Below are 18028 nucleotides of genomic sequence, written 5' to 3' on the forward strand. Positions count from 1 at the left end.
TTCAGTTCTCCAGCAAATCGGCGGCTTGTTGTGCCGCCCGGCCGCGCGGGCCGTGGAAGTAGTCGCGGATCCAGGCATCGTCGGTGGCTTCCACCACGTCCAGGCGGTCGGCCACCAGCACTCGCTTGCGTGACAGCACCGCGACCCGGTCGCAAATGGTGTAGAGCGTATCGAGATCGTGCGTCACCAGAAACACGCTCAGGCCCAAGGCATCGCGCAGGGTCAGGATCAGTTGATCGAATGCCGCTGCACCAATGGGGTCGAGCCCCGCAGTGGGCTCGTCGAGAAACAGCACTTCAGGGTCCAGTGCCAGTGCACGGGCCAGGGCGGCACGCTTGACCATGCCGCCGGAGAGCTCGTCGGGGTACTTGCAGGCGGCATCTGGCGGCAATCCGGCCAGCGCCAGCTTCAGGCGGGCCAGGTGCTCGGCATCCTTGCGCTCGAGGCCGGCGTGCTCGATTAGGGACAGGGCAACGTTCTCCTGCAGATTCAGCGAGGTGAACAGCGCGCCGCGCTGAAACAGTACACCGAAGCGTCGCTCCACCTGTGAGCGGCGCTCGGCCGGCAGTTCCAGCAGATTCTCGCCAAACACCGTCACGCTGCCGGCATTCGGCCGCCGCAGGCCGACAATACTGCGCAGCAGCACGGACTTGCCGGTTCCTGAGCCGCCTACCACCCCGAGAATCTCGCCGCGGCGGATGTCCAGGTCGAGGTTCTCGTGCACGGTCTGGCTGCCAAAGCGATTGACCAGTCCACGTACCTGGATCAGCGCGTCGTCGCCCTTCACCAGCCCATCTCCATGAAGAACAGCGCGGCGATGGCATCCAGCAGAATCACCATGAAAATCGCCTGGACCACGCTGGAGGTGGTGTGTTCGCCCACCGATTGCGCGCTGCCGGTGACCTTGAAGCCTTCCAGACAGCCGATCACTGCGATGACGAAGGCGAACACCGGCGCCTTGACCAGCCCGACCAGGAAGTGGCTGACGGCGATGTCGCGGGCCATGATGTTGAAGAACATGGTCGCCGAGATATCCAACGCCAGCACACACACCACCAGCCCGCCGGCAATGCCGCTGAGCATGCCGACGAAGGTCAGGATCGGCAGCGTGATCAGCATTGCCAGCACCCGCGGCAGCACCAACAGTTCGATCGGGCTCAGGCCGAGGGTGCGGATGGCGTCGATCTCCTCATTCGACTTCATCGAGCCGATCTGCGCGGCGAAAGCGCTGGCGCTGCGCCCGGCGAGCAGGATTGCCGCCAGGAGCACGCCGAACTCGCGCAGGAATGAAAAGCCCACCAGATTGACCGTATAGATGGTTGCGCCAAAGTCGGCGAGCACGGTGGCGCCGAGAAACGCCACCACCGCGCCGACCAGAAAAGTCAGCAGCGCGACGATTGGCACCGCATCCAGACCGGTCTGCTCGACATGCACGGCCAGCGACGTCAGCCGCCAACGCCGAGGCCGCGGCAGGGTTAGCAGCAGGGTCTGCAGGGTCAGGCCGATAAAGCCCAGCAGCATGCGCTGCTGCTTCCATACGGCGGCAACCGTGCGACCGATATGCGCCAGCACATCACCGAAGGCATAGCCACTTGGTGGCGGGGTGGCGTCCGGCTGACTCAGCGCAGCCGCGACGGTACGCAGCAGGGCAAGTCGTTCAGCTGGTAACTGCGGTGCCCATGCCTCGATGGCAGCGATCCGCTCGCGGCCGAGCAACTCCACCAGCAGGCCGGCACCCGCGGTATCCAGCCGGCTGAGCTGTTCCAGCCGGACCTCGCTGCGTTCGTCGATGCGCGTTTTGAATCGCTCGACCTCACGCCGCAGCGCGGCGTAATGCGCAAGTGTCCAGTCGCCGGCCACTAAAACCTGTGCCGGTGAAGCGCTCTGATCGAGCGTCAGCGAACCGGGGGACGAAGACGTGATGGCGCTCATCTGCTGCAAATCGGTGCCTATTTTGGGCGATAGAGTCCTGATTGATGCTAGCAGGGCTCTGCCTGGCAAGACAGGACCCGCTCGCCCGAGCATGGCTAACGACGACAAGCGCCGGTTATTGATCCATAGACCAGGTGCCGTCAGAGCGCGCCGTTACGCTCGAGTCGATAGCTGCTGATCGCCTCGTATACCGCCTTGCGTAGTCGATTGATGCCGCCGATGGGGCGATGCGCCGGCAATGCGTGCCAAGGATTGAAACTGAGGTTATCGCACGCCAGATTCTGCTCGGGGCTGTCGAAGTCCTGCGCCGGCAGGCGGATGTCGGCGACCGTCTCGAACGGCGCGATCGCCTCGTCCCATTCTATGCTGGTGTCCTCGATAGGCATGTAGTGCTCGGCATTCTGTCGCTGCACCTGCAGGGCGAAACAGGCGGGCGCGCGGTCGAGAGACAGCTGCTGGTAGAGCGCACTGCGCAGAAAGTTCGGCAGGTCGCGATTCTGTTCCGGCAACTGATAGGACGGGCAGTTTTCCGGTGTCGGGATAACCCGGTACTTGATGTTGTGCGGGCCGAACTTGTACGGCGCGACCGAGCTGTAGGTGGTCGCGACCGGGCTTTCGGGTGCGGGCGCCAGTGTCTGCAGCGCTATGAGCAAATGGCGCAATTCCCAGCTACGCGGATCGGCGGTCGGGAAGAACGCCAGCGCCTTCTTGCCCTGCGCCTGGGCAGCGAAATTGCTACGGTATTCGGCGACGTCGCGGACAAAGAACACCGGGTGGTTGAACATCACGAAATCCTGCTCGCCGGCGCGGCGCGGGTCGCGCGTGAGCTTTTCCCCCGGCACATCGAGCAGCTTGATCGCCATGCCGCGGGCGTCCTGGATGCGGTCGAACTGCGGATAGGCGTTGCCGTTGGACAGCCGCACCCAGGCCTGCCAGGTCTTGCCCGGCTCGCTGAACACACCCTGGCGCAGTGTGGGTTCTAGGTCGGCGCGCACGCTGACTTCGGCGCGCACGCAGCCGTGGGCCTTGGCATGGGCGTCGCGCAGCACGCGGGTGTTCTCGCTGTGCTGTTCGACCACGGCGATGGCGTCGGCGATGATCGCCTGGGTATCCGCTGCTTCGGTCGGCGCAATCTCCTCTTCGACCGAAACGGTGCCGCGGTAAGTGAAGTGATAGTGCAGCGCGGCGATGGCCCAGCCGAGCAGACCGATGCAGACGGTGGCCAGCAGCAGCCGCCCCAGCAGGCGGCCGATCCAGATCCAGAGTGTCGTGAGCATGTAGCAAATCCTTGTGCGATGGTCGGGTCAGGGGCAGCGTGGGCCAGGGTTATGCGGCCGAGCCGGCAGTTGCGTGAGGCGCGGTTCGAAGCGCGGATCGCCCAGCACCTTGAGGTACTCGATCAGCGCCCAGCGCTCGTGGGGCGCCAGCGCCCGGCCGATCACGCCATTGCCTCGGCAGCCGGCGCGAAACTCATGGCCGCGGTTGCTGTTACCGGTGATCGCGGTATCCAGCAAAAAGCCTCCGTCGAAGCGCTCGGTGCGGATACCGACGTGTTGCGGATCGTATTCGCGGCTGCCGACCCAGAACTGCTTCTGCCGTTCGGCCACCGGTGACAGCAGTTGGAACAGGGTGGGTACCGAGCCGTTATGCAGGAACGGTGCTGTCGCCCAGATGCCGTCCAGCGGTCGCGCCTTGTAGCCGCGCAGCTCCTGCACGCCGATCGGCAGGCCGAAGCCGTCGAACCCCGCGCGTTCGGCCTCGCCGATGCCTGCGTCGCGATAGGCGTGCTCTTCGACATACGCGGTGATGTAGGCCAAGCCCTTGGCGCTGGACACCTCGCTCAGATCCAGCGGACCCGACGACTTTCCGTACAGACGCACGTCCAGACGATCCAACTCATCCTGCGTCCAGCCCAGGCGAGTCAGGTCGAATCGGTGGTCGGCGATATTGTCGGCAGTGGTCGGATCGGTGCCGACGAATGAGGTGGGGATCACCTTCATGCGCCACTCGGGGTCGCGTTCGGCGGCGAAGCGCTTGTCGACCGGCGTGGGTCTGGCGTCGTGGCAATGCGCACAGTTTTCCCGATAAAGCGCGCGGCCGAGGCTGGCCTGCTCTAGATCGACTACACCCAGGATCTGTTCTGGCCAGCGGGGCGGGGCCAGCTGTATGAGAGTGGTTTCCAGCTTATGTAGATCGCGCACGCGGACGCCCGATGCGTAGCGCTCGGCCTCGGCAACGGGCTGGCCGTTTTCGTGCAGCAACTTCAGCGTGGCGCCGACACCCAGCGCCTCGCCGATATTGCGCGCCATCGGCTGCATGGCCGAGCCGTTCCATTGCACCCAGTCGAACTTCCAGATATCCCACAGATGCGGGTAGCTCACCGGCGCGTTGGCCACGCGGTAGTTCACCGGATCGATGGCGTCGCCGAACACGCTGTTGGCAATGCGGCCGAACGCATCGGTGCGGCCGAAGCCTTCTTCGGTGGGGTAGAGCCCACGGTGCCAGTCGTTGTAGGCCGTCCCTAGCAGGCGGTCGAGCACCTGCTTGAAGTCATGACGCAGCTGCGCTCGACCCTGTTCGTAGCGCTCGCCCAGCACCTCATGGGCGAACCGACGGAACTTGAGCGGGTTGTAATAGGTGAAGGCCATGCTCATGCCGAGTGCCTGGCCAAAGGCGCCCCCGCGTAGCGTCGGCACGGTGGAGGCCAGCGAATGCATTGCCGCGCCACCATCGATACGAATGGCCTGCCCCCCGTAGCGCAGCTCGCCGGTGTGGCAGGCCGCGCAGGTGACATCGAGATAGGCGCGACCGCTCTCGTCATCATCATGCCGGGCAAAGCCCACCGGCAGGTTGCCGGGGTTCAGCGCTGTGGCTTTTTGCGCGGGATCGACCAGAAATCCGAAGCGCGCGAGGTAGCCGGGCGTGGCGAACTTGTCCTGGCTTAGGGGCAGCTCCAGCGCACGGAACCAGTCGTATTCCAGCCCTTTAACCTGGGTGCCTTGCGGCGTGTAGTAATAAGTCTGCCGCTGCGTGGCGTCCCACTGCTCCAGATAATGCAACGCCTCGGGCGCCTCGTACTCCGGCAGGTTCGGGTAGGCCACGAAATACAGCCCAACCCCTACGGCCAGCACGGCCAACAACAAGACAGCCCCCAGGGCTCGGCGCAGCAATCGCATAGTTACGTCCTTGTAGCGTTATGGCGAGCGCGCGTTTATGGCAGGGTTGTGGGGTGATGGCAATACGGCGGCATCTTTTTGCGTGACGGACAATAGTGTCGGTGCGGTCCACCCCATACTTTAAAATCTCGAGCGAAGCCTATACCCGATTGTTTCCAGAGTCCTCATATGTCAGGGGCGATGCGATTCAGATAGTCCGCCCTGTCATCACTCATTTTAGCGATACAATTATCAATCGTTACTTGGTAAGCCTCTGCGGTCTCCTCTATTTCAAAGGCTTCAAGCTTGCAATCTGCGTCTCGCAGATCGATCCACTCTCGCTGCGCCGTCTTTAATAGGAAAATGTATTGGTTTGCTAGAAAAGGGGAATTTCGATACTGAAGTCTGATTCGATTCAAGGTAGCCTTGTACGATGAGTTAAGAAAAGCGTCAGATTGCTCTTTGTTATACTGCGCGCACAGTGCTATCTGAGAGGAGGCTTCAATCTCTTTGCATGGATTACTAACATCATCGCTTAATGCTGTACGCACAAATAGAATTAAAAAAATTAGAGCTATTGTTCGGCTATTGAACATTTAGTTATTCCTAAGGTAGCGAGCTCTGCTTCGCCCTGGCTCATACTGTCTAATGGCAGGCGTATTTTCTATGTAGCGTATCAGTTCGGCCTTATCATTCCTCATTCCAGCCTTCATCGGGTTGGGCCCCTTTGTAAAGCCTTGATAGACGAAGTCAACCAGCACATCCCTGATGACCTGATCTAGGGCGTTCCACTCGGTTCTTTCAGGCTCGCTCGCGGTCCAGTGGTCATAGTTTCTGATAGCACGATCTACGTAGTTCGGATAGATAATGTTGAAAAGGACTATTTCCTGCTCGAGAGTTATTTGCCCAATGGAAGCTTTGTGCTCTCTAACAAATTGCTGAGCAATCACGCCTTTCTTTCCGTGCGCCTGAGCAATCTTGGTTGCCTGGTCGTGTGCAATTCCGGCACTTGTCATATGATCGTAGATTTCTGTTTTGGGCCGGGAGCCCATGTCATAACCACGACCGAGGGTGACTCCCGATAGATCGTTTCCAGGCCAATGAACGACCCGGCTGAAGAATGGAGATGTGGGGGTATTATTTCCTTCGGCGTCAAATGTTATTCTCCCTTCGCTAATCGTAGGGAGGGCCTTCGCTACAGTACTGAATACGCCGATAAGGGCGAGTGGTTGGAAGTGCCAAGCTTTCCCATCTGCGCGAATAGAGTAGTTCCCGGCGATATCGCCCCACCAGCTCAGAGTTTTGATACGGTTCTTCTCTTCGGCCCAATCCTGATTGGGATCATCGGAGCGGTGGCCCATCAGCTCATCGAGTTCGTCCCAACGCGCCGCATTCCAAAACCACTCACTTTCATGTCGCGTGATGAGCTGCGAGATGGACTGGGCGTGCCAAGGCTTTTCCAGCGCCCCCTGGATCTCTCGGGAGGTCATCTTGCCGTCGCGGTTGGTGTCGATGATGTCGTAGAGGCGGCTGCGCACCGGGCCTTTGTCGGCCTGGTCGACGACACCCTGGTAGCTGGCTTTCTCGTCGTCGGACAGGCGAAGCGCCGCGTTGAGGTAGTAGGCGAGTCCTGAACTGGGCGGATCAGCATCCTCAAGGCATTCGAAGCCTTCCCACTCCCAGGGACTGTGGCGGGTGGTGATCAACTCCTGTTCCGGTAGCCAGCCGCTGATGGGCTGGCCTTCCTTGTCGGCTAACAGATCATCAAGTCGCCACCAAATGGTCTCGCGTGAATGGCTGTAAGCCGTGTTGTTGGCAGGAAGCCTGATTTTGGCCTCGTTTGGAAGCACGTCCAGCAGACTTTGCGGCAGGATCAGGTCGACGCCGATCTCGGATCCCTCATCGCTCTGCTTAGGAGGGTTTCCGCTATTGATGTCACCCTGGTGACAGATCAACTTGCTGGCACCCGCATGGACCTTTAGCAAACTCTTTTTCTCCGCCGGCAGATTATGTGCCCACTTGCGGCTTTCGCTTATGAACGATGGCACGTCCTCACAACTGAAGACCTCCAGATGCAGCAGCTCCTGAGGTAAACCGTCGCTTTGATTCTGGTACTTGCCTAGATGGCCGATCAGATCACCGGCCTTGATGGGCACGGGTGGATTAAGAAGCACCACGGAGCCCAGCGCCTTGGGTTTTGATTGGGCCGTCAGAAAGGAAGAAGAGACATAGCCAGGCATAGACCCATCTACCTGTGGCGTCAGCACCGGCTCGTTGTTGCCGCTAATCACGTGTTCGAGCTTGAGAAGCGCACCTTCGCCCGATGCGCGGATCTGGGCGCCTCTACTGAGCTTGCCCACGACAGGTGAGTTCATTCGGGCTTCGGCTCTGACGTTGAGCTCGCCGCTGCTGGTGCTAACGGTATACAACCCTGAAGCCCAGAATGACGGTCGCTCCAGCTTCTCGTCTTGGCGATAGTCTTTCCAGCACTTGAGGTGCATGTACAGGCTGAAGATTGTCAGCGCCGGCGGATTTGCTTTCGGGTCACTCTCGGTAATGAAGGCTTTGGCCTGAAGCGTATGTTTGACCAGCACGAAACCCGTGGAAAACGGAGCTTGTATCTGAAGCGGCGGTTTGCCGGTGTAGGTGCTGATGGGATATTCGTCATCGATCCGATAAGCGACCACTTCTCCATGGGTGATGCAGTTGACGCGGCTCTGATCGAAGGCTCCAGATGTGCCCCTGTCGAAATGAATGCCGCCATGCCACAGCCCATTCCCGCCGATGGGATAGAAGCCTGCCTGGGCCTTGCATAGTGCGGTCAGCGGTTGCAACGAGTGGCCTGCTACGGGCTTGCATGGGTAGCACCAATCTCCCTTGGCGCCGTTTTCGCTGCCACTAACAGCGGCTTTTGGCTTTTCGTCATCCGGGCTCAGGGTGCCGTTGACCATGTCCGCGATATAACGCTTGAAAACGCTTTCTTCGAATTCGGCATGGACGTGAATGGCGTAGCTCTGCCCGCCCGCCCTGTCCGTTCCGGCTTGAAGGCCAATATGCTGACCGTATGTGATTGCATCTCCATCGTTGACTTTGAATGCCGGGTGAAGATGCAGGATCTGCCCGAGCAGCTGTCCGTTGCTCGGGGCGTCATAAATCTGCAGCGTGCCGTAAGCCCGGTTGATCTTGGCATAGCCGGCCAAGGGGCTGGGAACAGGGATGGATTGGTTGCTGCCTTCGACGAGCAACACGAAATCCTTCTTGATGAGTGTGCGGCCACCGACATGGCGCACCTCTTCGAGCTGTCCGTTGATGGTCTCGTATTCGCGGTTTGGCTCACGCCCTAAAGAAGGGTGATGTTTGGCGAGGTCTTCGTAGCGAAACACATCCTCGATGCGGTTTCCGACACTTTCAACAATTTTGTAGCGACGTCCTGTCATGTCCGTTCCTAGGCTGTAGTCGTGCGCTTAGAGGCCGCAGGCCGCTCCGAAGGTCTTGTAGATCTCTGTCTTGCCTTCCACTTCGATGACAAGGTCAACGTGTCGGTCGTCCGACTCGTTGTACTCTGAATAATTGAACTGCCGGACCATGGTGAGCGTGGCGGTCATGCCATCAGCAGCGTAGGCCGTACGGGTTTCGGTTATATCGGTCTGTTGCAGCTCTTGGACGGTGCCGGCAGTTTTTACGAACAACACTTCATCTATCTCGACGGCAATCGGTTGGGCGTCACGTATGGCCCGATATTGGTCATCGGCTGCAACCAGTGCGCAGCGATAATTCTCGATACCGCCTGTTTCCTGATACCGACTGACGGCTTCCTGATAAGTGATGGGTTCGAGTTCTAGGGCGGCGCAGCCAGCCAGGTACCCGCAGGACAGAACGAACAGCAAGGTCTGGCGTGCAGGGTGGTGAAAGGGGCGACGGCTCTTGAGGTTGATATTCATCGTTTGGTTCAGCCTGAAAAATTCATCATTCTTTTGACTTTCTTTTTTCGGTTGAGCGGACTGGCGGACACCTGCTCCAACAAACTCCCCGCCTTATCCCTATCTGCAATCCCCGGTAGTACCGGCGGCTTGATCTTGATCCCTGAACCCTTGCCCGGCGCGCCGCCGGCATTGATTCGCGCCAGCGGGCCGGAGACGGTGATGCCGCCCGGGTCGAGCTTGATGAAACTGCCGCCAGCCTTGAGGGTCAGCTCGATGCCGGCTTCGATGACCATCTTCTGCCCGGCTTTGAGATGGATCTCGCGGCCGGCCTTGGTCAGCTGGGCGGTGCCGAGCTTGATGTGTTGGGTCTGGCCGATGGTGAGGTGGTCGTCGGGTTTGACTTCCACTTTGCGGTCGCCGGCAACGGTCAGGTGTTCCTCGGCGCGAAATTCGCTGTAGCTGTTGGCCTCGACGGTGTCGTGGCGTTCGTGACCGACGCGGCTTTTCTGGTCGTGCTCGATGTTCTCGTCCCAGTCGCGCTGGGCGTGGACATAGATCTGCTCGGCGCCCTTGCGGTCTTCGATGCGCAGTTCGTTGTAACCGCCACCGCCTGGGGAGCTCAGGGTCTTGAACACCGTGCGAGTCTTGTTCGCCGGCAGGTCGTAGGGGACCTGGTGTTCCTTGTGGTACAGGCAGCCTGTCACCAGCGGCTGATCGGGGTCGCCTTCGAGGAAGGTGATCAGCACTTCCATGCCGACTCGCGGAATGGCGATGCCGCCGTAGCGGTCGCCGGCCCAGCTGGAGCTAACGCGCAGCCAGCAGCTGGTCTTGTCGTCGGCCTGGCCTTCACGGTCCCAGTGGAACTGGACGCGTATTCGGCCGTACTCATCGCAGTGGATTTCTTCGCCGGGAGGACCGGTGACCACGGCGGTCTGGCTGCCGAGAACCTTCGGCTTCGGATGCTTCAGAGCCGGGCGGAAGGGGATGTCCCAGGGGGTGGCGGTGAAGTGGTTGCGGTAGCCTTGTTGGAGGTCGGAGCTGGCAAGAGCCCCCTCACCCCAGCCCTCTCCCCATAGGGGAGAGGGGGCCAGTCCGTGGTGAGCTGGGACATTGGTAATTGATTCCTCCAACACCTGTGGCTGCTTGCCTTCATGCAGCACTTCGGTGAGCAGCCAGAGCTGGTTCCAGTCGGCGCGGGGGTGCTCGCTGAGAAGGAGAAAATGTCCGCTCACCAGTCGCGGCTGGTCGCTTTCGCCTTCGGCCAGTTCGTAATCGTGGCGATGGCGTTCCAGGGCACGCTGCGACAGGTGCTTGCCACGGGTGCGCTCGGTGAAACGGCCGGGATAGTCGTAGTCCTCGAGATCCGGCTGGAAGTCGCTGTGAAAGGACGCCTCCATGGTCAGGCGCGGCTTCTCGAAGTCGTAGTCGCGGCGCGTGACGCGGGTGGTGCGGGTCTCCAGGCGCAGGCCAAAGCGTTTGACCACCGGCTGGTCGGCGACCAGGCCGCTGTCCTGCTGATAGGCGGTGACGGCGAGCTTGGGAAAGACCGTCTGGCCGTCGCCAAAGACCAGCACATGGCCGGCCGCGCTGTGCTCGAAGTGGTAATGGATACCTTCTTCCTCGCACAAACGCTGGATGAAATGCAGGTCCGATTCGTCGTACTGAACGCAGTATTCACGCGCGGGGTAGATCACCGGGCCGAGCTGGAAGCGGTAGGCGTCGGCCTGGATGCCATGTTCTTCGAGCACCTGGGCGACGATCTGCGGCACGCTGAGGTACTGGAAAATGCGCTGGTTGGTGCGATGGGCGAGATACGCCAGCTGCGGCACGAGCGTGAGGCGGTAGCGGGTCAGGCGCTTGCCGGATTCACCCTGAGCGGCCTGATGCACCAGCCCGTGGACACCGCTGCCATCCGGCGCGAAGGCGAGGAAGGCCGGACGATGCAGCAGGCTTTCCAGATCCAGGTCGGGGCGCTCGCTGACCAGTTCCAGATCGAAGCGATAGGGCTGGCTGATAGCCTCGCGGCCCTGGAACTCAAGCACCTTGAAGTCGTGCTCGATGCCTTCGAGGGTTAGCGTGAAGTGGGCCTGGTTGGCTGGGTTGAACATGGCGTCTTTCCTTCCTTAGAGATCGGCCGGGCTGATATTCAGCCGTTCCATGCGATACAGCAGGGTGCGCCGCGGCAGGCCGAGTTCGCGGGCTGCCTGGCTCTGGTTGCCACCGTTCTTGCGCAGGCAATCCATGAGCAGGCTGCGTTCGACCCGCTCCATGCGTTCGCGCAGGTTCAGGCTGCTGTCCAGGCTCGCCTCCACATGCAGATTGAAGTGTTCCGGCAGCAGCTCACCGCCCTCGCAGAGCAGCACGGCGCGCTCCACCAGGCCCTTCAGTTCCCGCACGTTGCCGGGGAAGGCATAGCCTGCCAGACGTTCGAGCGCGGCGTCGGACCAGCGACACAGATCGCGCTGCAGGAAGGCGCAGGCCTTGTCGGCGAAATGGCGGACCAGGCGCAGGATGTCCTCGTCGCGCTCGCGCAGGGGCGGCAACTCGATAGGGAAATTGGAGAGGCGATAGAACAGGTCCTCGCGGAACAGGCCGTTCTCCACTTGGCTGCGCAGGTCGCGATGGGTGGCGGCGACGATTCGCACGTCTACCTTGTGGGTTTCGGTGGAGCCCAGCGGGCGTACTTCGCCTTCCTGCAGCACGCGCAACAGCTTGGCCTGCAGCAGTAGTGGCATATCGCCGATCTCGTCGAGAAATAGGGTGCCGCCGTTTGCTGCGTCGAGCAGGCCGCTGCGGTCGCGGTCGGCGCCGGTAAAGGCACCCTTGCGGTAACCGAACAGTTCGCTTTCCAGCAACTGCTCTGGCAACGAGGCGCAGTTCTGCACGACGAAGGGCTTGCTGCGGCGGAAACCGCAGTCATGGATGGCGCGCGCCACCAGTTCCTTGCCGGTGCCGGTTTCACCGGTGAGCAGCACGCTGACCGGGCTGTGCAGCACCTTGCCAATCAGCTGGTAGACCGCCCGCATGCGTGGGCTGTCGCCGATCAGGCCGTAACCGCTGGCGCAGGGGCTGACCGGTGCGGCGGGTGGCGCGGTACTGCCGGGTGCACGCAGACGCTGGAGCAGACGCAGCTGGGCGAGGCCGAAGGCGCCGAGTTGGGCCAAGGAGCCGCTGAAGCCTTGTAGCTCGCGCGACTCGGTACTGGCCGTGAGCAGCAGGCCGGCGGCGCGCTGCTGCTCGTCATGCACCGGCAGGCAGAGCAGACTGCGCCAGGGTTTCGGGCTATCCGGCAGGAAACCCGAAGCATGCAGGCTGCTATCCAGTTCGCTGAGGCACAGGGTCTGGTTCTGGCACAGGCAGTACTGCAGCAATTGCTCGCCGTCGTAATCGCTCGGCAGGCTAGTGGCTTCGCGCGGCTGCAACAGGCCGTTGTGCCATTCAGCGCAGCGCGTCAGGCGGGTGTGGGTGGCGTCCAGCAGATAGAGCTGGCTTAGCTGGCAGTCGCTCAGCTGCGCGGCGGTTTCCACCAGCCCGCCGAGCAGGCTGTCGGCGTTCGCCGCGCGTGCCAGCCCGGCGAAACACCCCAGCAGGGCCTCGGCATAGCGCAGTGGTTGTGGCACCTGATTGAACATCGCGGACATCTCAGGCGAACTCACAGATCAGCGCGCCGTCGCCATTCAGCGTGGCATGCACCCGCTGCAGCGGCTCACCACTGGCCATGGCATCAAGCAGGCGGTCCACAACCAGCGGTTGCAGGTGCTGCTCGATCAGGTGGTCGATCAGTCGCGCGCCGCTGTCGCTGTCGCCGCAGCGCTCGGAGAGGTGCGTGACCAGCGCCGGGCAGTGGCTGAACTGCAGCTGGCGCCGCTGCAACCGCTCAGCGAAGCGCGCAAGCTTGAGCGCAACCAGCTCGTCGAGCACCTCACCGGCGATCGGGTAATAGGGCACCACGCGCATGCGCCCGAGCAGGGCCGGCTTGAAGTGCTGCGACAGCTGCGGGCGTATCGCCAGTTCCAGGTCCTCGGCAGTCGGCCGCTGCCCGGCGGTGCAGAAACTGGCGATGCGCTCGCTGGCGAGGTTGCTTGTCATCAGGATCAGGGTGTTGCGGAAGTTGATCTCGCGGCCTTCGCCGTCATTCGCCACGCCCTTGTCGAAGATCTGATAGAAGACGTTCATCACATCCGGATCGGCCTTCTCCACCTCGTCGAGCAGGATCACCGAGTAGGGTTTCTGCCGCACCGCTTCGGTGAGCATGCCGCCTTCGCCGTAGCCGACGTAACCCGGAGGCGCGCCGATCAGGCGGGAAACGCTGTGTTTCTCCTGGAATTCGGACATGTTGATGGTGGTGAGGAAACGTTCGCCGCCGTACAGCAGGTCGGCCAGGGCCAGTGCGGTTTCGGTCTTGCCGACGCCGCTGGGGCCGACCAGCAGGAACACGCCCACCGGAGCGTCGGGTTTGTTCAGCCCGGCTGCTGCCGCGCGCATGGCGCGATCCAGCGCTTCCACGGCCTGTTCCTGTCCACGCACCCGGGCGCGAAGATCGGCGGCGAAGTTGGCGACCTGTGCGTTATGTTCACGGGCCAGCTGCGCCAGCGGCACGCCGGTCCAGTGGCTGATCACCTCCGCCACCAGGCGCGGGCAGACCTCATGGCTGACCAGTCGCTGCTCGGCCTGGGCCGCGGCAAGTTCGGTCTGCACGGCGCGCAGCTCGGCCTCCAGCTCATCGAGCGATGGTGCTTCTCCGTCCTCGTTCGTATCGCTGCGCGCTTCGGCCGTGCGTTTGCGCAGGTCGAGCAGGCGCTCGGCGAGTTGGCGCTGATTGGCCCAGCGGGATTCGAGCAGCTCGATCTCGTCCCCCGCCGCGATCAGGCGTTGCTCCAGCCGCTCCAGGGCAGCCGCATCGACCGGCAGGCCGGCGGCCAGATCGCGGCGCATGGCTTCACGCTGGCGCTCGCCTTCGGCGATTTCGCCACGCAGACGTTCCAGCGCCTCGGGCGCGGCGGCGAGACTGATGCGCACCCGCGCGCAGGCGGTATCCAGTACGTCCACCGCCTTGTCCGGCAGCTGTCGGCCAGCCAGGTAACGAGCCGATAGCTCGGCGGCGGCCGCGACGGCATCGTCGCGCAGGTAGATGCCGTGGCTCTTTTCATAGACCGGCGCCAGCCCGCGCAGAATGGTGACGGCTTCCTGAACGGTCGGCTCGTGCAATTGCACCGGCTGGAAGCGCCGGGCCAGGGCCGGGTCCTTCTCGAAATATTTCTTGTATTCGCTCCAGGTCGTCGCAGCGATGGTGCGCAGCTCGCCGCGTGCCAACGCCGGCTTGAGCAGGTTGGCGGCATCGCCGCTGCCGGCCTGGCCGCCGGCGCCGATCAGCGTGTGCGCCTCATCGATAAACAGGATGATCGGCTTGGGTGAGCCCTTCACCTCGTCGATCACGCCCTGCAGACGGCGTTCGAATTCGCCTTTCACGCTGGCGCCAGCCTGCAGCAGACCGAGGTCGAGGCAGAGCAGCTCGACGCCCTTGAGTACCGCAGGCACTTCGCCGGCGGCGATGCGCAGTGCCAGGCCTTCGACGATGGCAGTCTTGCCCACCCCGGCCTCGCCGACCACGATCGGATTGTTCTTCCGCCGTCGGGCGAGGATGTCGATCATCTGGCGGATCGCCGAGTCGCGGCAGAGCACCGGGTCGAGCTTGCCGTCGCGGGCCTGCTGGGTGAAGTTGTGGGTAAAGCGCGACAGGTTCGACTCGCCACCGGCTGCCGGCTTGCCATTCGCAGTCTGCGGCTGCTGGCTGAGGGCGAAGTCGCGCAGGCGCTCGGCATCCAGCCGGGCCAGCAATGGCTGGTAGTGGCTGCCGGCATAGCGCAGCGGATTACGCAGCAGAGCGAGGATCAGCGCGGCCTGGTCGATCTGGCTCTGACCGAGCTCCAGGCTGGCCACCAACAGGGCATCCTGCAGCCACTGCACCAGTTCGGTGGAGAACACCGGATTGCGCGACTCGCTGCGCTCGCCTCGTGGTTGCAGCGCCTGCGCCAGTGCGCCGGCGTCCACCTCGGCATCCAGCAGGGCTCGCGTCAGCAGCCCCTCAGGACGCTCGAGCAGACCGAGCAGCAGATCCTCGACGAGGATTTTGCTGCCACCACGCACCACGCAGCGTTCAGCGGCGCTTTCCAAGTCGCGTTTGGTTTCGGCGTCTAGTGCTAGTACCAGCTGTTGCAAGTCGACATTGATCATTTTCATCTTCCTTAATGAGTTTTGCTGCCCAGGGTGACCAGACCGTCGGCGCGTTCGCGCCCGAGCCAGCTGGTCCAGCCGAGGCGGCAGTTGTTTTCGGCGCCGATGCGCAGCTCACGGATCTCGTCTGGGCGAAGCTCCAGGCGCAGGTCGTAATCCAGTGGATCGCGCAGGGTGAAGCGCACCAGTGCACAGAGCGGCTGGTAGCCGCTGCCGATGGGCAGGAATTCGTGGAAGCGATTCCAGTCCAGCTGGCGGATATGAATGCGAAATTTGCCGCCGCGGTCGCGGACCCGCTCGCCGAGCACCAGGCTTTCGCCCAGCTGGCTGTTGGCCTGGCCGAGACGGTTGCGTTGCTCGCCGAGGATTTCCACCTGGCGTTCCAGGCACTGCTCGATGTTCAGCTCGGCGTGCTTGAAGTAGTAGCGCAGCACCGATTCGATCAATGCCGCCGAGTGGGCGCGCAGGCTGAGCAGGCCGAGATAGGGCAGCAGTCGCTTCCAGTTCAGCTCCGGTGCACTGCGGATGGCCTCGCCGCTGAGCCCGACCAGGGCGAACAGCTGCTCGGAGAAGGGGTCATGGGCGCCGCTGGTGAAGCGGGCGCGGTAGCGGTATTTCTGCCAGATCGGCAACAGCAGGCGCTGCAGGCGGTTGTTGAACAGGTCTAGGAAGTCGCGGGTCGGGTTGCCGTCCTCGCTGTCGCCCAGTGCCTGTTCGCCGTAGAACGCCGGCAATGGCGAACCGGCGCCAAACAGGCTGACCAGGTTGATGCGCAGGCGCGCCCGCCACTCGCCATGCTCCTGGAAGAACTGCACCTGCTCGATATCACTGCCGGGAAAGCCCAGGCTTGGGTTGGCCTGAAACTCCAGCTGCTCGTAGAGCGCCTCGTCCTCCAGGCCGGGATTCAACTGCCGCAGGCGATCGAGCACCAGCAGCACGCCCTGGAACAGGCTGTACTCGCGGATGCCGCGGTTGAGCGGTTTCAGAGCAGCGGTTGCTGGCCCATGCGCGGCGTCCATTGGTACACCTCTCCCCGTGTGCTCTGCACGCGCAGCTCGTGATACGAGTTGAGGCTGGCGTAGAGGGCGAAGAATTCATTGAGCACCGAGGCGAAGAGGAACAGATCGCCCTCACCGATGAAGCCGTCCTGGTTCATGGTCATTTCGGTACGTACGCCGCGCACCGGCAGCCCGCGATGCAGGCGATCGACGTGCTGGTGGGCGACGTGAGTCAGGCTGCCGAGACGGCGGCGGCTGACGTTCTCGGCGTGCTTGTCGTAATAGCGCGGCAGGTCGTAGGTCTCGAGGATCACCTTGAGCGCCTCGACGTTGGCCAGCGACAGGTAGTTCAGCGACATGTTGCTGATCAGCTTCCACAGGTAGTCGCGCTGCAGTGGCGGGGCATAGCTCGGGGTGACTGCCGAGATATTGCGGAAGCTGAGGAATTCCGGGGTGTCTTCGCTGGGCTTGCAGATGTCGCCGAGCTTCAGTTGGCGCGGCAGGTTCTGGTTGGTGCAGGTCAGCTCGATGGACAGCGTCTCGTGCTGGTCGAGGCTGCGCAAACCGAATCCCAGCCAGGTTTCCTGGCCTTCGCCGAGCATCGAAGGCTGCTGCCTCACGCTGTAGTGGGGGCGCGCCACCGGCACATCGAAGCTGGCGTCATGTTCGAAGGACTCGAACGGTACGTATTCTTCGTAGCCCATGCCGCCGGGTTTCCAGCCGGTCACGCGGTCTACCGAGAACACGCCGCACTGCTGTGAATCGTATTCGGCGGGCAGCAGCAGGTACTGGTCCTGCTTGCCGTCCAGGCGAATCGGGATGGCATCATGGGGGAACAGGTTGACCACGGGCGTGCAATACAGGCGCACGTTATCCAGAGTCGGGCGGATGCGCTGCACGCCGGCCTTGTGAATGTCGAAGCGCAGCTCCAGGCCGCGGGCTTGCTTGAGCAGGTCGTCTGGAATGCGCTGAATGATCTCCAAACCCTTGAGATCGACGAAGAGGAACTTGTCCGGGAAGGCGAAATATTCCTGCAGGTAGCGATAACCGCGGAAAGTGTTGAGCGGGTAGGGGATCAGCGCCTCGTCTTCAGCGAAACCTACCGGTTCGACTTGCTTGGCGTTGAGCTGCAAGGGCGCCAGCGGCCTGCCATCGGGGCCGGACAGCGGTTTGCCCTGATCGTCCAGCGGCACCAGTTCGATGCCGCCCAGGTGACGCAACAGGCTCAGGTAGAGCAGCTGGCTGATATAGGGCTCGCCGGCCAGGTGCAGGCGCAGATGACTGAGGCCGATCTCGCCAAGATGGCCGTCGGCGCTCATCTGCAGGCGCAGGCTGAGCAGCGCGCCAGTGCCCTTTACCGAATACTCCAGCGCCTGCAACGCCAGCGGCAGCACTTCGGTGGCGTAGGCCGTGCGAAAACAGCAGCTGACGCCTTGCACAGGATTGGATTCCACAGGGGTGTTGCGCGGTACTGTGAGCGCCGGGCCCGGACGTTTCAGCGGATCGAACTGCAGCATGCTGAACGCAGGCAGCGGGCGCATGTAATTCGGCCACAGCAGATGCATCAGCGAGTGGGTCAGCTCCGGCAGCTCGTCATCGAGCTTCTGCCGCAGCCGCCCGGTGAGAAAGGCGAACCCTTCGAGCAGCCGCTCGACATCCGGATCGCGCCCGGCCTGCCCTAGGAACGGCGCGAGCGCCGGGCTGCGCTCGGCGAAGCGCTTGCCGAGTTGGCGCAGGGCGGTGAGTTCGCTCTGGTAGTAGTGGTTGAAAGACATGTCTAACGATT

12 protein-coding genes are annotated in these 18028 nt (G+C 62.5%); all 12 read right to left on the minus strand.

Features of this window, described 5'->3' with window-relative positions; all coding sequences use genetic code 11:
• Window position 1: 1 nt before the first annotated feature.
• The 12 genes from SM130_RS00490 to tssF all read right to left on the minus strand — a co-directional run bounded on the left by SM130_RS00490 (window position 2) and on the right by tssF (window position 18017).
• The gene (locus SM130_RS00490; protein WP_102826864.1) at window positions 2-787 is read right to left on the minus strand and encodes an ABC transporter ATP-binding protein; all 786 of its coding nucleotides are present in this window, start codon (window positions 785-787) and stop codon (window positions 2-4) included.
• Window positions 784-1932, minus strand: coding sequence for an MlaE family ABC transporter permease (locus SM130_RS00495; RefSeq protein WP_102826863.1), 1149 nt, complete (start codon window positions 1930-1932; stop codon window positions 784-786). The genes SM130_RS00490 and SM130_RS00495 overlap by 4 nt, the downstream gene beginning before the upstream one ends.
• A gap of 140 nt (window positions 1933-2072) precedes the next feature.
• A complete protein-coding gene (locus SM130_RS00500) occupies window positions 2073-3209 on the minus strand; it encodes a catalase family protein (protein WP_102826862.1) in 1137 nt (378 codons plus the stop codon).
• Window positions 3210-3236: 27 nt separating this feature from the next.
• Window positions 3237-5108, minus strand: coding sequence for a di-heme-cytochrome C peroxidase (locus tag SM130_RS00505; RefSeq protein WP_102826861.1), 1872 nt, complete (start codon window positions 5106-5108; stop codon window positions 3237-3239).
• 164 nt (window positions 5109-5272) lie between these two features.
• Window positions 5273-5683 carry a lysozyme inhibitor LprI family protein gene (locus tag SM130_RS00510; protein WP_102826860.1) on the minus strand — a complete coding sequence of 137 codons (411 nt, stop codon included), beginning with the start codon at window positions 5681-5683 and terminating at the stop codon, window positions 5273-5275.
• Window positions 5684-8524: a hypothetical protein gene (locus SM130_RS00515; protein WP_102826859.1), complete on the minus strand. Its 2841-nt coding sequence runs from the start codon at window positions 8522-8524 to the stop codon at window positions 5684-5686.
• Window positions 8525-8551: 27 nt separating this feature from the next.
• Window positions 8552-9028 (minus strand): hypothetical protein, encoded by a 477-nt coding sequence (locus SM130_RS00520; protein WP_102826858.1) that lies wholly within the window; start codon window positions 9026-9028, stop codon window positions 8552-8554.
• Window positions 9029-9036: 8 nt separating this feature from the next.
• Window positions 9037-11118, minus strand: coding sequence for a type VI secretion system tip protein TssI/VgrG (gene tssI / locus SM130_RS00525; RefSeq protein WP_342369080.1), 2082 nt, complete (start codon window positions 11116-11118; stop codon window positions 9037-9039).
• 15 nt (window positions 11119-11133) lie between these two features.
• Window positions 11134-12642 (minus strand): sigma-54 interaction domain-containing protein, encoded by a 1509-nt coding sequence (locus tag SM130_RS00530; protein ID WP_102824605.1) that lies wholly within the window; start codon window positions 12640-12642, stop codon window positions 11134-11136.
• A gap of 10 nt (window positions 12643-12652) precedes the next feature.
• Window positions 12653-15244, minus strand: coding sequence for a type VI secretion system ATPase TssH (gene tssH, locus SM130_RS00535; protein WP_102823906.1), 2592 nt, complete (start codon window positions 15242-15244; stop codon window positions 12653-12655).
• Between the two features lie 11 nt (window positions 15245-15255).
• Entirely contained in the window at window positions 15256-16263 is a 1008-nt protein-coding gene (gene tssG / locus SM130_RS00540; RefSeq protein WP_102823907.1) for a type VI secretion system baseplate subunit TssG, read from the minus strand.
• Window positions 16227-18017, minus strand: a complete 1791-nt coding sequence (gene tssF / locus SM130_RS00545) for a type VI secretion system baseplate subunit TssF (protein ID WP_102823908.1) — start codon at window positions 18015-18017, stop codon at window positions 16227-16229. The genes tssG and tssF overlap by 37 nt, the downstream gene beginning before the upstream one ends.
• Window positions 18018-18028: the final 11 nt, after the last annotated feature.

Origin of the sequence: Stutzerimonas stutzeri (assembly GCF_038561965.1) — a bacterium.
GTDB lineage: Bacteria > Pseudomonadota > Gammaproteobacteria > Pseudomonadales > Pseudomonadaceae > Stutzerimonas > Stutzerimonas stutzeri_AA.

Bases quoted from the DNA above. Each gene is read 5' to 3' on its own strand.
- SM130_RS00495 (WP_102826863.1), bottom strand. From the start codon at position 1,932: ATGAGCGCCATCACGTCTTCGTCCCCCGGTTCGCTGACGCTCGATCAG.
- SM130_RS00500 (WP_102826862.1), bottom strand. From the start codon at position 3,209: ATGCTCACGACACTCTGGATCTGGATCGGCCGCCTGCTGGGGCGGCTG.
- SM130_RS00505 (WP_102826861.1), bottom strand. From the start codon at position 5,108: ATGCGATTGCTGCGCCGAGCCCTGGGGGCTGTCTTGTTGTTGGCCGTG.
- SM130_RS00510 (WP_102826860.1), bottom strand. From the start codon at position 5,683: ATGTTCAATAGCCGAACAATAGCTCTAATTTTTTTAATTCTATTTGTG.
- SM130_RS00515 (WP_102826859.1), bottom strand. From the start codon at position 8,524: ATGACAGGACGTCGCTACAAAATTGTTGAAAGTGTCGGAAACCGCATC.
- SM130_RS00520 (WP_102826858.1), bottom strand. From the start codon at position 9,028: ATGAATATCAACCTCAAGAGCCGTCGCCCCTTTCACCACCCTGCACGC.
- tssI (WP_342369080.1), bottom strand. From the start codon at position 11,118: ATGTTCAACCCAGCCAACCAGGCCCACTTCACGCTAACCCTCGAAGGC.
- SM130_RS00530 (WP_102824605.1), bottom strand. From the start codon at position 12,642: ATGTTCAATCAGGTGCCACAACCACTGCGCTATGCCGAGGCCCTGCTG.
- tssH (WP_102823906.1), bottom strand. From the start codon at position 15,244: ATGATCAATGTCGACTTGCAACAGCTGGTACTAGCACTAGACGCCGAA.
- tssG (WP_102823907.1), bottom strand. From the start codon at position 16,263: ATGGACGCCGCGCATGGGCCAGCAACCGCTGCTCTGAAACCGCTCAAC.
- tssF (WP_102823908.1), bottom strand. From the start codon at position 18,017: ATGTCTTTCAACCACTACTACCAGAGCGAACTCACCGCCCTGCGCCAA.